The sequence below is a fragment of the Parafrankia sp. EAN1pec genome, from assembly GCF_000018005.1.
GTDB classification, from domain to species: domain Bacteria; phylum Actinomycetota; class Actinomycetes; order Frankiales; family Frankiaceae; genus Parafrankia; species Parafrankia soli.
This window is the reverse complement of sequence record NC_009921.1, coordinates 2,184,308-2,197,335: the sequence shown is the minus strand read 5'-3', so window position 1 is coordinate 2,197,335 and position 13,028 is coordinate 2,184,308. Positions and strand designations below refer to the sequence as shown.

Genomic DNA, 13,028 nt, shown 5'->3' with positions numbered 1-13,028 from the left:
CGGGGGCGGCGCCGGTCAGCGGCGGCGTAGCCGGACGAAGACGGGGCCGAGCACGGCGGCCGCCACGGCGGCGCCCAGCAGCGGAAGGACCAGCAGGAGCAGGACGGGGTCGGAGTCGTCGGCCGCGGAGGTCGCCGCGGGTGCCCCGGACGGCGGCTGCCCCGCCGGAGCGCCGGCGCTTCCCGGCCCCGTTCCCGGGGCGGCGGCGCAGTTGACGGCACCCGCACGGGTGGGCGCGACCGGCGCCGGCGCGCCGGCGGCAGGCGTCACCTCCACGCTGACCCGGGTCGCGCCCGCCCCCGCGACCACGCACAGCACCCCGGCTCCGGGCGGGGAGGTGACCTGGCCACCGGTGACCCGCGCCTGGTAGCCCGACGGATAGGCCCACGCGGGCAGGACGACCGCCGTCGCCGTGCCCGGGGCGAACGTCCCGCCGCCGGCCCGGGACGGCTGGTAGACGAGGCGGAAGACGCCCGCGCCGTCGCGCTTGAACGACTCCGGCGTGCCCGCCACGGCGGCCGGGTAGGGCCGCACGATCTCCGCCGGGGGCGCGGTGAGCGCCCGCACCTCACCCGGCCCGATGCCGGTCGCGGAGGACTCGGCGGCCGGGCCGTCGAAGAACCAGCCAAGCCCGAACGCGTCCCCGGCGTCGGCCAGCGCGGCGGCCCGGGGCGCGGAGCCGTCCACCCAGCCGGTGACGTACCCGGCCCCCTCGGCGGCCGCGACCCGCGCCGCGGGGTCGAACGGCGCCGGCTGCTCGACCCAGAGCGTGTGGTTCGTGTCGACGGCCCGCACGGCGCCGGCGAGATCGGCCGAGCCGACCCCGGCCGGCACCTCGTAGCCGATCAGCCCGGCCACCCCGCCGAAACGGCCGGCCAGGCGGGTCAGACCGGACGTCAGATCCGCGACCGAGGGGGTGTAGCCGGCGGCGCCCGGGACGATCCGCAGCACCACGGTGAACCCGCGGCCGGTCAGCTCCCGGACGACCATGCCCGCCTGGTCGAGGCCGCCCAGCTCCCGGTCGCCCGGTGGCGGGGCCTCGCCCGACGGCGGGAACAGCCCGCCACGGGTCATCGGGATCTCCAGGCGCAGGCCGGTGAAGCCGAAGTCGAGCCACTGCGCGATCTCGCCGGCGGTGGGGACCCGCCCGGCCGGAACGGTGACACCGCGGGGCAGGACGACCCGTCCGGCGCTGTCGGTGAGGTGGGTGCCGGTGCGCGTCACGGTGCCCGGCGGGACCTGGGTGGCCACGGCGGTCAGCGCGCCGGCACCGGCACCGCCGGGCACGGACGCCGGCGGCTGGGCCGGGGTGGACGTCGAGACCCGCGCGGTCGTGGCGGCGGCCCGGCCGGACAGGCCTATCCCGACGTAGGACGGGAGGGGGGCGGCGACGAGGGCGGCCGCGAGCACCACCGTCGCCCACCTGGCCGGGCGGTCGCCCCGGCGGCCGTCTCCCTTTCGCGAACCACCCGCAAAGCCGCGCACCCTGCAATCCTGCCGTGCCTGCGCGGAACCGCTCAGACCGCCCTGCGGACCGGCGGCTCACCGGCAGGGGGTACGGCGCCGGGAGAAGAGTCCCCTGCGCGCCGGTCCTGCAGCGGACGCGGACCGTTCTCGGACCGCGGGCTGGTCTCGGAGCGCGAGCCGGCCTCGGAGCGTGCGGTGGTGTCGGGCCGCGGGTCCGGCTCGGAGCGGGTGCCGGCCTCGGGGCGCGGGTCGGCCGGCGCGGCGGAGGCGGCCTGCGCCTCGCGGGCCGCGGCGAGCTCCTCCTTCCGCCGCTGCGCGTACATGTCGACGTACTCCTGGCCCGACAGCGACATCAGCTCGTACATGATCTCGTCGGTCATGGAGCGCAGCACGAAACGGTCGTCGGCCATCCCGGCGTACCGGCTGAAGTCGAGCGGACGGCCGATCCGGATGCCGACCCGGCGGATCCGCGGGACGAGCCGGCCCAGCGGCTGGACCTCGAACGTGCCGATCATCGCGACCGGGATCACGGGCACCCCGGCCTCCAGCGCCATCCGGGCCACGCCGATCTTGCCGCGGTAGAGCCGGCCGTCGGGCGAGCGGGTCCCCTCCGGGTAGATGCCGAGCAGCTCGCCGTTGCCGAGCACCCGCACGCCCGTGCGCAGCGCGCCCTCGCTCGCCTTCCCGCCGCTGCGGTCGATCGGCACCTGGCCGACGCCGGAGAAGAACTTCCGCTTGCTCCAGCCCTTCAGCCCGACACCGGTGAAGTAGTCACTCTTCGCGAGGAAGGTGATCCGCCGCGGCACGACCAGCGGCAGGAAGAAGGAGTCGAGGAAGCTCAGGTGGTTGCTCGCCAGGATCGCCGGCCCACGCGCGGGCACGTGATCGAGACCCTCGACCCACGGACGCCAGAACACCCGCAGGATCGGCGTCAGGATGGCCTTGACGACCCAGTACAACACGCAAGCTCCCCGCTTCGTCGCACCACCGCCCTCTGGCGGCATTCCCGGACGTCCGCGCCCGAACCCACCCGACGGCCGGACGCGTGCCCGACACGGTGAGTCAGGGCGAGCGCCACGACCTCGGGACGAGGATCGGACATGAACGGGTTGCCCGGGGTGACCATATGGACCCCTCACGACGTCGTCCACCCACGCGGCACAGACGTCGGTGTGTCATTGTCCGGCGCGGGCCCGGAGAGCCGGGAGTGGGCCCGCCGCGGGCCACGGCGAGAGCCGGCCCGGCCCACGCCTGGCGGGCGGATCTCCATCGATCCCACCGACCTCACCCGACATCCCGTACCCCGACATCCCGCCGACATCCCGCCGACATCGCGGAGACGTCCCGCCGACATCCTGCCGGCCGGTGCCATTGGGAACGCGCCGGGAGCACGCAGAGCGCACCGGAGGGAACACACTCCGGCAACGACCGGTTCGTCCGGGATGATGGAAAGGCACACGGCCATGGCCAGTCGGCCCAGGGCGTGCGAGCATGCGAAGGTCGGCGTCGTTTCCCAGCACGGCGGCAGGCCGGCACGGTCCCGCGGGTCTGCACCGCTTGCGGGTCTGCACCGCCCGCGGGTCGCCGCGCGGCGGCGGGCCGGCACGGCAGGTCGACATCGCAGGTCGGCACGGAGCACGGCGCACGCACGGTCACCGAGGCGCCCACGTCATGAACCGCGGCGGGCGCGTCGCGGGCGCTCGACGCGGAGGGAGCGGATCACCATGGCGGGAGTCCCGGAGCCGGCGATCCTGCCCGGCGCCGAGCCCTTCGATCTCGACGGCGGTGGTGGCGACGGCGCGGGTGTGCTGCTCGTGCACGGCTTCACCGGCTCGCCGCAGAGCATGCGACTGTGGGGCGATCATCTCACCGCGGCCGGCCTGCGCGTGAGCTGCCCGCGGCTGCCCGGCCACGGCACCCGGTGGCAGGACATGACCACCACGACCTGGCAGGACTGGTACGGCGCCGCGGACGCGGCCTTCGGCCGGCTGAGCGCCTCCTGCGACCGGGTCTTCGTCATGGGCCTGTCGATGGGCGCGACGCTCACGCTGCGCCTCGCCGAGGAGCACAGCGACAAGGTCGCGGGAGCGGTCACCGTCAACGCCAGCCTCGGCACGGACCGGCGGACGGCCGCGCTGGCGCCGCTGCTGTGGCGGATCCTGCCGACGGTGCCCGGGGTCGCGAACGACATCCGTGATCCCGCCGCGACGGAGGTCGGCTACTCGCGTGTTCCGACCAGGGCGTTCGCCTCGCTGCGCGAGCTGTGGGCGGTGACCCTGGCGGACCTCGGCCGGGTGGTGTGCCCGGTGCTGGCCTACCGGAGCGTGACCGATCATGTGGTCGAGCCGACGTCCGGGCGCCTGCTGCTCGCGGGTCTCACGTCCGCGCCCGCCGAGGAACGGCTGCTGCACTCCAGCTACCACGTGGCCACCCTCGACCACGACAAGGAAACGATCTTCAAGGGGAGCATCGACTTCGTCACCGCGACGCCGGGGCCGGCCGGCTCCGGCCAGCCCGAGCCGAGGCCGGGCCGTCATGCCTGAGAACCCGGCGGGTTTCGGGCAGCCGGACGCTGACCCCGACGAGATCCCCACCGAGCCGACTTCACCCCCCGCGGCGGGCGCGGCAGCGGCGGCGGATCAAGCGGCTGCCGGTGGTTCGGGCTCCGCGGGAGCCCCCGGCTCAGGCCGTCCGGTGGAGTCGCCGAACGCGGAAGCGGGAGCTGCCGGCTCTGGCGAGGGACGAGAGGACGGCACGGCACCGGATGCCGGTTCGCCGCAGGCGGCTGGTTCCCCCGATACGGCTGGTTCCCCGGAGGCGACTGGTCCGGACACGGCTGGTTCCCCGGATCGGGGGGCCACGCGCGCCGACACCGCCTCACCGAGCCTGACCGACAGCGGGGCTGACGGGGCGGGCCGGCGGACCCCCCGGGAGCGCCGCTCACCGGCCGCCGACGAGGCGGCCTTCCTCGAGCTGATCGCCCGGTTCGACCAGGAGCCGCCGCCGGGCGAGCGGCTGTGGCCGGCCGCCGAGGACGTCGACGAGCCCCGACGGCCGTCCGTCATCATCATCAGGCCCGCGGGTCGGCAGCCCGACGGCATGCCGCCGGACGGGCGCCACCTCGCCGGCGACGACACCGACCCGGGCACCGAGCGCACCGAGCCGCCGTCCCCGCTCGGCCGCGGTACGGACGGCGCCGCCCCGGTGGACCTCGACGGGACGGGCGCGGACCACCCCAACGCCGACCTGACCGGTGCCGACCCGGCCGGCACCGATCACACGGGCGCCGGGAAAGCAGGCACGGGCCGCCAGGGCGGCGGCCGGGGCGAGGCCGGGGCCGACGACGAAGCGGACCGCGCGGGAAACAGCCGCGGGCGGGACAACCGCTCCCCGCTCGACGGCATCGCGGGGCTCGACGCCGCCGTGCGGGCCGCCTTCGGCACCGCGGGTCGCGACGCTCCCGAGTATCCGGGCGCGGACGACGACGATCACTACGTGCCGCCGCCACCACCGCCGGTCCCGAAGCTGCGGCCGGTCACCCGCTGGGCGCTGGGCTCCATCGCGCTCGGCGTCGCGATCCTGGTGGTCCCGACCCTGATCGGGCTCAACCATTCACGTTCCCAGGACGTCGCGGGCGTCCTGCTCATTCTCGGAGGCGTCGGGACGCTCGTGGCCCGCATGGGCGACCGGCCGCCGACGGACTTCGACGGACCGGACGACGGCGCGGTCGTCTGATCGCGCCGACGGACCGGACGCGCCTGGGGCGCGTCCGGTCCGTCGGCGTTGCTCCAACCAGCCCGACCTGCCGGCGCGGCGTCGGGTACGGCGACCGACAGATGACGGCGGAAGGACGGCGGCGTGCGTTTCCACGAGCAGGTCGAGGTGCACGGGCACCTGATGGACACCGGTGTGCTGGCGCGGGTGCTGGACGACGTCCTGGCCTACGGCGGTGACTACCGGGTCGACAAGATCGACCTCGGCCGGACCCACGACGACGAGTCGCACGCCGTGGTCACGGTCGGGGCGGAGTCGGCGTCCAGGCTGGCCCGGATCCTGATGCGGGTGCAGGTGCACGGGGTGAACAAGCTCGTCCCCGGCGAGGCGCGGATGTGCGTGGCCGACGCGGACGGCGTCTTCCCGGAGGACTTCTACTCGACGACGAACCTGGAGACCGTCGTGCACCTCGACGGGCAGTGGGTGCCTGTCGAGCACCCGGAGATGGACTGTGGGTTGATCGTCTCCGGCGGCCGGGTGCGCACCGTCCCGGTGGCCGACGTCCGCGCCGGCGACGTGATCGTCTGTGGCATCGACGGGGTCAAGGTCGTCCTGCCCGTCTCGGACCACTCGACCCGGCTGCACGGCGAGTTCGCGTCGATGTCGACGTTCAGCTCCACCGCGGCCCAGCCGCAGGCCGTCCTGGTCAAGGCGATCGCCCGCCAGATCCGCGAGGTCAAGGCCGAGGGCTACCAGGTGCTGTGGGTGGCCGGGCGCGCGGTGGTCAGCACCGGCGCCTCCCGCGCGCTGACCGCCCTGGTCGAGGCGGGCTACGTCGACGTGCTGTTCGGCGGGAACGCGCTGGCCACCCTCGACCTCGAGCGCGCCCTGTTCGGCAGCGCGCTGGGCCTGGGCTCGCCGCACAGCCGGCGGGTGCAGCGCGGCAACGAGCAGCACATCCGCACCGTCAACACGATCCGCCGGGCCGGGTCGATCCGGGCCGCGGTCGAGTCCGGCCTGGTCACCAAGGGTGTCATGCACGCGATGGTGAAGGCCGGCAAGTCGTTCGTCCTCGTCGGCTCGGTCCGCGACGACGGCCCGCTGCCCGACGTCCACACCGACGTCGTCGCCGGGCAGCGGGCGATGCGGGCCGCGCTGCGCGGCGTCGGCTTCACGGTGATGGTCGCGACCACCCTGCACTCGGTCGCGACCGGCAACATCCTGCCGGCGTCGGTCCCGGTGGCCTGCGTCGACACGAACCCGTCGATCGTCTCCGGCCTCACCGACCGCACCTCGGCCCAGGCCCTCGGAGTGGTCGCCGACGCCGGCCTCTTTCTCGAGCAGCTGGCGACCGAGCTCGTCCCCGACTACAAGACCTGATCCGCGGCGAAACGCACCAGACGGGAGCTCCGACGTCTACATGCGGGCGAGGTCGGCGGCGCCGACGATGCCGGCGGAGGAGCCGAGGGTGGCCACCACCACGTCGGCCTCCGGCCGGTGCCCGCGGCCCGACAGCCCCGCCCGGTACTGGGCGCGGGCGGGCCCGACCAGCAGCTCCCCCGCGTCCGATACGCCGCCACCGATGACGAACCGGCCCGGGTCGAGGATCGCCGTCAGGCTCGCCAGGCCCTGGCCGAGCCAGTGGCCGATCTCCTCGAAGCACTTCACCGCGGCCGGGTCGCCGTCCTGGGCGGCGGTGGTGACGTCCGGCCCGCTCAGCTCCTCGACGGAGCGACCGGCCAGCATCGTGCGGGCGGCCTCCGGGGACGCGGTGGCCATCTCCTGGGCGACCCGGACGAGGGCCCGTCCGCTGGCGTACTGCTCCCAGCAGCCGCGGTTCCCACAGCCGCACAGGTGGCCGCCCGGGACCACCTGCATGTGGCCCATCTCGGCGCCGATGCCGAACGCGCCGCGGTGCAGCCGGCCGTCCAGGACAATGCCGCCGCCGATACCGGTGCCGACGGTGACGCAGACGAGGTCGGCCTGGCCGCGCCCGGCGCCGAAGCGGTACTCGGCCCAGGCCATCGCGTTGGCGTCGTTCTCGACGACCACGGGCAGGCCGACCCGCTCCGCCACGACGTCGCGCAGCGGCTCGTCGCGCCAGGCCAGGTTCGGGGCGAAGAGGACGGTCGACCGGTCGCGGTCGATCCATCCCGCCGCGCCGATGCCCACGGCGCGGACGTCGTACTCCTGGCGGAGCCCGGCGACGAGCTCGGCGATGGCGTCGGCGACCTCGGCCGGGGCATGGCTCGGGGTGGGCCGTCGGGCGGAGGCCAGCATCCTGCCCTGGGCGTCGACGACACCGGCGGCAACTTTCGTCCCGCCGACGTCGACTCCGATCGCCAGGTCGCCGTCCCCCTCGGGGGCGGTCGCTGACCCGGTGGTCACTGTGCGCTCACCTCACATCGATCTTCTGGACGCGGGGTCGGGGCGACCCCGCGGACGTTGTAAGGCCGGCGCCCGTCTCACGGCCCCGGCCTGGTGGTGGGAAGCCTGGTGGTGGAAAGCCCGGCGCGGGGAACGGATCGCGGTCGGTCCCGGCTCCCCGTTCCCGGGCGGCCGGGCCGCCGCTGTCGTGCGGCGCCGCCGCCTGCCCGGGAAGGCGGTCGGCGCCGCCACCGTGCCCCGTCTCGGCCGGACGAACCCGATCCCCGGCGGCCGCTTCGCTACGCTCCCAGCCGGTTGCACCGTGTCGCGGTCCAGCCTGGTCGGCAGGTTCGCCTGCGGCCTGGCCGCGGTGCCCGCTGGCGGCCCAGACCGTCCAGGCGGCACGCGCCGCCGCGCCCAGTGACACTGCCGCGTCGACCAGGTGGCCCGCGACCTCCGCGTGCTCCTCCCGGACACTGGTGAGGACCCGGCAGACTGGGCAGGCGCAGCATGGCCAGGAGCCGTCCCGGCCGCCGTGCGCGTCCGATCCCGCGGCGCCGGGGGCTGTGGCGTTGGCGGCTGCGCCGGTGGGTGCCGTGCCGGTGGGTGCCGTGGCGGCGGGTTGCCCGTCAGCGGTGTCGAAATGACCGTCCGCGGCGTCCGGGCCGCCGTTGGCCGCCGCCCAGTCCCGGACGGCCGCCGCCAGCAGCGCCGCCTCCTGGGCGAGCGAGCCGACGACCTCCCGGGGCACCCCGTCCGACGTGCTCACGCGCGCACCCACTGGGCCGGGTCCGGCACGAACGACACGACGAGGCGCTCCTCGGCCAGCCGGGCGCCTGACACATCACACCGGCGCAGCGCGGCGGGCAGCGGGACGAGCCGCCGGTGCGGGCCGACGCTGACGATGAGGTCGTCACCGACCCGGGCGAGGTCGACCTCCGACCGGTCGACGAAGGGGAGGCCGAACGACATGGCGTAGCCGCCCTCGGTGCGCTCGACCCGCGGGCCCGCCCCCTCGCCGGACCGGTGAACGCTGAGCACCGCGGCCGGGTCGAGGTCTCCGTAGGCCGCGGCGCCGAAGGCGGCGAGCTCCTCCAGCCCGAGCGGCTCACCGGCCCGGTAGGCGGCGGTGAGGACGGGCAGCGGCGCGACGAACGCGCCGATCTCGATGAGCTGCTGGCGGTGCGCCGCCGCCCAGCCGGCCCGCCAGGCGTCGCCCCCGGCCGAAGCGATCACCCGGTTCGCGACCACCGCGTCCACGCCGATGCCGTGCAGCGCCAGGGCGCTCAGGGTCCGCCGGGCCTGGGCGAGCGCGGCCGTCTCCGGGGTCAGCACCAGGCGCACGCTGGTCACGACGGGATCGGCAAGCAGGGCGCGCATGTCACGCGCCAGGCGTGCCAGCCACGACACCGCCTCGTAGGCGGGCCCGGCGATCGCGGCCACCCGCCCGGTGAGACGGCCCGGCAGCGCCAGCGACGGGCGCATCCAGCGGGCGAGCACGCCGTCCGGGGAGCCAAGCCGGCGGCAGCCCCACGCGAGCGTCTCCGGGCTCGCCAGCAGCCGCAGCGCGGCGCTGGCCGGCCCTGCGTCGACGACCACGACGTCGTAGCGGTCCGACTCGAGCCGGTCGCGCAGCTCCAGCAGGGTGAGCGCCTCGAGGGCGCCGGGCAGGCCGGCGAGCTCCTCGACCTCCAGGAGGTCGACACCGGCGGCGGGGGCCGCGGCCGAGATCAGCGCGCGTAGTTGCGGCCAGCGCTCGGCGAACGCGTGGCGCAGGTCCAGTTGGAGGCCGAACAGCCCGGGTTCGAGCTCGACCTCACCGGGGCCGAGCGGATGGTCGAGGATGCCGGCCAGGCCGGCGGCCGGGTCGGCGCAGACCAGGAGCGTCCGGTGGCCGCGCTGGGCCGCGAGCGTGGCCGTCGCCGCTGCCACCGTCGTGGTCCCACCACCACCCTTGCCCGTCAGGAGCACACACCGCACCGGATGGTCAGCTCTCGGTGAGCTTCTCGACGTGCTTCTTGAGGTCCTTGAGCGCCGCGTCGACGATGCCGCCCTGCACCTTCCGACGGAGCAGGCCGGGGATCTTGATCTTGAGCTCGACGGTGAGGTCGTAGGTCACCTCGGTGCTGCCGTCGCCGAGATCACGCAACGTGTACGAACCGTCCTGGGTCGACATCGCCTCGCCGGAGACGAGGCTCCAGCTGACGTGCTCGTCGCCCTTCCAGGTGTACTCGTTGACGAACTCGTCCTTCACGACGACGGCGTTGATCCGGAACCGGGCCTGCCGCGGGCGGCCGTCCGGGCCGACCTCGAGGATCTCGGCCTGTTCGATCTGGCCGACCCAGGTCGGGTAGGCGGCGATGTCCGCGATGGCCCCCATGATGACGGCCGGCCTGGCATCGATGACGATCGACGACTGCGCGTGGTCCGCCATAGCCGCCAGCACCTCCACATCTCATCGCCCCGGCGGGGCCTGGTCGGACCCGCCGGTCCTGTCCGGGCCGTGCCGCCGGCCCGTCTCCGCGGGCCGTTCGGCACCCGTTCGGCGCACCCGTGTCACGGGCCGCCGGACGATTGCCCGATCGATCGTTGAGGCTACCGGAACCCGGGCGCGGGGCCGGGTGTCCTACCACTCGAGGACGTACGGCGCGCCCCGCGCGTTGAAGTGACCGACGTTGACACATCGGGTCGCACCGATCTCGAGCTCGGCGACCAGGGGCTGGTGCACATGACCGAACAGCGCGTACCGCGGCTGTGTCGCGTGGATGGCCTCCAGCACCGCGACGCTGCCGCGCTCGAACCGACGGGCCTCCGTGTCGTAGACCAGCTCCGGGACGTGCGGCGGGATGTGGCAGCACAGGACGTCGACCGCGCCGACCGCGGCCACCTTCGCCGCGTAGGTCTCGTCGTCGATCTCGTACGGGGTGTTCATCGGCGTGCGCAGCCCACCGCCGACGAACCCGAACGTCAGCCCGCCGATCTCGGTGGTCTGGCCGTCGAGGAGGGTGATCCCGTCGCGCAGGAAGTCGGGGTAGAGATGTGGGAGGTCCACGTTGCCGTAGGTGAGGTAGGTCGGCGTCGGGAACGCGGAGAACATGGCCGCGTACTGCCGCCGGATGGCCGCCTCGACGACGTCGGCCCGGTCGCCGTCGACCCCCGACCAGAGCTTCCTGGACCACTCCCGCGCCTCGTCGAACCGCTGCTCGGTACGCAGTTCGATCATGCGGCCCACCGCCTCGGCGCCGAACAGCTCACCCATGATCCCGCGGCCGTGATCGAAGTAGTCGATGAAGAGAATCAGGTCACCGAGGCAGACGAAGGCGTCGGCACCGGCGGCGGCGCCCGGGAGCGCGTCCGACCGTCCGTGAACGTCGCTCACCACATGCACGCGCACGTGAGAGAGCTTAGGGCGAGTCGCGTGCCTTCCACAGCACCCGTACCCGAAAGCGCACAGGCGGGTCGGCGCGGCGGGGGCGAAAATAAGCGGGCGCGGACGGCTCGCCGTGGCCGCGCTCACAGGCTAACGTCACTTGACCAACTTCTCTCCGATCACCGACCGCCCTCCCATCGGTGCCACGCCGCACCAGAAGGCAGCGCCGCAGATCAGCACCGCACCGGCACGTCACCCCGAACGGCCCGCCGCCAGCCAAGGAGTTCCCGTGCGCGAGTACACCTCTCCCGCCCGAGTCACCGTGGCGGATGACATGACTCTCAGCGATGCCGTATTCGCCAACGCGTCACGGACACCCGAGAAGGTCATCGTCCGCCACAAGTCGGGTGGCCAGTTCGTTGACGTGACCGCGCAGGAGTTCCGCGATCTGGTGGTCCGCACGGCCGCCGGCCTCGCCGCCCGCGGGGTGCACCCCGGCGACCGCGTCGCGATCATGAGCCGCACTCGGTACGAATGGACGGTCGTCGACTACGCGGTCTGGGTAGCCGGCGCGGTCACCGTGCCGATCTACGAGACGTCCAGCGCCAGCCAGCTCGAGTGGATCCTGTCGGACTCGGAGGCCGTTCTCACCGTCGTCGAGTCCGAGGCCAACGCCGCACTCGTCGCCACGGTGCGCGACCAGGTTCCCACCCTGCGCGAGGTGCTCGCCCTGGACGGCGGCGCGCTCGACACCCTGGCCGAGGCCGGGGCCGCCGCGGGGACCGGCGAGGAGGAGCTCGCCGCCGCGCGGGCCGGGGTGACCGCGGCCAGCATCGCCACGATCATCTACACCTCCGGCACCACCGGCAGACCGAAGGGCTGCGAGCTCGCCCACCGCTCGCTGCTGTTCAACGCGATGAGCTCCGCGGCGACCATGCCGGACCTGTTCACCGAGGACGCGTCCACGCTGATGATCCTGCCGCTGGCCCATGTGCTGGCGCGGACGATGCAGTGCACCATCATCAACAGCGCGCGGTGCATCGCCTACGCGCCGGACACATCCACGCTGCTGGCCGACCTGGCCCAGGTCCGCCCGAGCTTTCTGCTCGCGGTGCCGAGGGTCTACGAGAAGGTGCACGCCGGCGCCCGCGCCAAGGCCCACGCCGACGGGAAAGGCCGGATCTTCGACGCCGCCGAGGCCACCGCGATCGCCTACAGCGAGGCCCTCGACCACGGCGGGCCCGGCTTCCTGCTGCGCGCTCGGCACGCGTTGTTCGACCGCCTCGTCTACAGCAAGCTGCGTGCCGCGATGGGCGGCCGGATCGACCACGCCATCAGCGGCGGTGCGCCGCTGGGCCCACGCCTCTGCCACTTCTACCGGGGCATCGGCGTTCCGATCTTCGAGGGGTACGGGCTCACCGAGTCCACCGCGGCCGCGACCGTGAACCGGCCCGATTCGCTGAAGATCGGCACCGTCGGCCTGCCGCTGCCCGGCGTGACGATCCGCATCGCCGACGACGGGGAGATCCTCATCCGCGGCGACCTGGTCCTGAGCGGCTACCGCAACGACGAGACGGCGGCCAAGGAGGCGCTCGACGCCGACGGCTTCCTGCGGTCCGGTGACCTGGGCTCCCTCGACGAGACCGGACATCTGCGCATCACCGGGCGGAAGAAGGAGCTGCTCGTCACCGCGGGCGGCAAGAACATCGCCCCGGCGCCCCTCGAGCACCGCATCCAGGAGAACCCGCTGATCAGCCAGGCGATGCTGATCGGCGACCAGCGGCCGTTCATCGCCGCCCTGATCACCCTCGACCCGGACGCCTTCGCCTCCTGGCGCGACACCCACGGCCACCCGTCGACGGTGACACCCGCCGACCTCGCCACCGACCCGGAACTGCTGGCCGAGGTCCAGAAGGCCGTGGACGCGGCGAACGCCACCGTCTCCCACGCCGAGTCGATCAAGAAGTTCGTGATCCTGCCGAACGACTTCACCGTCGCCGGCGGCGAGCTCACCCCGAGTCTCAAGGTGAAGCGCAACCTCATCTTGGAACGCCACGCGGCAGTCGTGGAGTCCATCTACGCGGGGGCCCGGACCGCCTCCTGATCCGCC

General features: G+C 74.2%; 11 protein-coding genes. 4 read left to right on the top strand and 7 right to left on the bottom strand.

The features are described 5' to 3' along the window. Nucleotides 1–15 precede the first annotated feature (15 nt). Together FRANEAN1_RS08985 and FRANEAN1_RS08980 are read right to left on the bottom strand one after the other, a co-directional pair. Entirely contained in the window at nucleotides 16–1,485 is a 1,470-nt protein-coding gene (locus tag FRANEAN1_RS08985; protein WP_020459437.1) for a hypothetical protein, read from the bottom strand. A 32-nt stretch (nucleotides 1,486–1,517) separates the two neighbouring features. Then, nucleotides 1,518–2,429, bottom strand: a complete 912-nt coding sequence (locus FRANEAN1_RS08980; RefSeq protein ID WP_020459436.1) for a lysophospholipid acyltransferase family protein — start codon at nucleotides 2,427–2,429, stop codon at nucleotides 1,518–1,520. Nucleotides 2,430–3,191: 762 nt separating this feature from the next. Here FRANEAN1_RS08980 and FRANEAN1_RS08975 point away from each other — a divergent pair. The 3 genes from FRANEAN1_RS08975 to FRANEAN1_RS08965 all read left to right on the top strand — a co-directional run bounded on the left by FRANEAN1_RS08975 (nucleotide 3,192) and on the right by FRANEAN1_RS08965 (nucleotide 6,561). Then, nucleotides 3,192–4,010, top strand: coding sequence for an alpha/beta fold hydrolase (locus FRANEAN1_RS08975; RefSeq protein ID WP_020459435.1), 819 nt, complete (start codon nucleotides 3,192–3,194; stop codon nucleotides 4,008–4,010). Further along, nucleotides 4,003–5,202 (top strand): hypothetical protein, encoded by a 1,200-nt coding sequence (locus FRANEAN1_RS36875; protein ID WP_020459434.1) that lies wholly within the window; start codon nucleotides 4,003–4,005, stop codon nucleotides 5,200–5,202. Before FRANEAN1_RS08975 ends, FRANEAN1_RS36875 begins: the two co-directional genes overlap by 8 nt. Before the next feature lie 123 nt (nucleotides 5,203–5,325). Continuing rightward, nucleotides 5,326–6,561, top strand: coding sequence for a hypothetical protein (locus FRANEAN1_RS08965; protein WP_020459433.1), 1,236 nt, complete (start codon nucleotides 5,326–5,328; stop codon nucleotides 6,559–6,561). Between the two features lie 36 nt (nucleotides 6,562–6,597). On the opposite strand, the gene FRANEAN1_RS08960 is transcribed toward FRANEAN1_RS08965, so the two are convergent. The 5 genes from FRANEAN1_RS08960 to FRANEAN1_RS08940 all read right to left on the bottom strand — a co-directional run bounded on the left by FRANEAN1_RS08960 (nucleotide 6,598) and on the right by FRANEAN1_RS08940 (nucleotide 10,942). Then, nucleotides 6,598–7,569, bottom strand: coding sequence for an ROK family glucokinase (locus tag FRANEAN1_RS08960; protein ID WP_020459432.1), 972 nt, complete (start codon nucleotides 7,567–7,569; stop codon nucleotides 6,598–6,600). 7 nt (nucleotides 7,570–7,576) lie between these two features. Beyond that, the gene (locus FRANEAN1_RS08955; protein ID WP_020459431.1) at nucleotides 7,577–8,317 is read right to left on the bottom strand and encodes a hypothetical protein; all 741 of its coding nucleotides are present in this window, start codon (nucleotides 8,315–8,317) and stop codon (nucleotides 7,577–7,579) included. Continuing rightward, nucleotides 8,314–9,519: an ArsA family ATPase gene (locus tag FRANEAN1_RS08950; RefSeq protein WP_020459430.1), complete on the bottom strand. Its 1,206-nt coding sequence runs from the start codon at nucleotides 9,517–9,519 to the stop codon at nucleotides 8,314–8,316. The genes FRANEAN1_RS08955 and FRANEAN1_RS08950 overlap by 4 nt, the downstream gene beginning before the upstream one ends. A gap of 16 nt (nucleotides 9,520–9,535) precedes the next feature. Further along, nucleotides 9,536–9,982, bottom strand: coding sequence for an SRPBCC family protein (locus FRANEAN1_RS08945; RefSeq protein ID WP_020459429.1), 447 nt, complete (start codon nucleotides 9,980–9,982; stop codon nucleotides 9,536–9,538). A gap of 192 nt (nucleotides 9,983–10,174) precedes the next feature. Next, nucleotides 10,175–10,942 carry a metallophosphoesterase gene (locus FRANEAN1_RS08940; RefSeq protein ID WP_041253894.1) on the bottom strand — a complete coding sequence of 256 codons (768 nt, stop codon included), beginning with the start codon at nucleotides 10,940–10,942 and terminating at the stop codon, nucleotides 10,175–10,177. Nucleotides 10,943–11,252: 310 nt separating this feature from the next. Here FRANEAN1_RS08940 and FRANEAN1_RS08935 point away from each other — a divergent pair, with 310 nt between their 5' ends. Then, complete coding sequence (locus tag FRANEAN1_RS08935) at nucleotides 11,253–13,022, top strand: long-chain fatty acid--CoA ligase (RefSeq protein WP_347177041.1); 1,770 nt, start codon at nucleotides 11,253–11,255, stop codon at nucleotides 13,020–13,022. Nucleotides 13,023–13,028: the final 6 nt, after the last annotated feature.

Bases quoted from the DNA above. Each gene is read 5' to 3' on its own strand.
- FRANEAN1_RS08975 (WP_020459435.1), top strand. From the start codon at position 3,192: ATGGCGGGAGTCCCGGAGCCGGCGATCCTGCCCGGCGCCGAGCCCTTC.
- FRANEAN1_RS36875 (WP_020459434.1), top strand. From the start codon at position 4,003: ATGCCTGAGAACCCGGCGGGTTTCGGGCAGCCGGACGCTGACCCCGAC.
- FRANEAN1_RS08935 (WP_347177041.1), top strand. From the start codon at position 11,253: ATGACTCTCAGCGATGCCGTATTCGCCAACGCGTCACGGACACCCGAG.
- FRANEAN1_RS08945 (WP_020459429.1), bottom strand. From the start codon at position 9,982: ATGGCGGACCACGCGCAGTCGTCGATCGTCATCGATGCCAGGCCGGCC.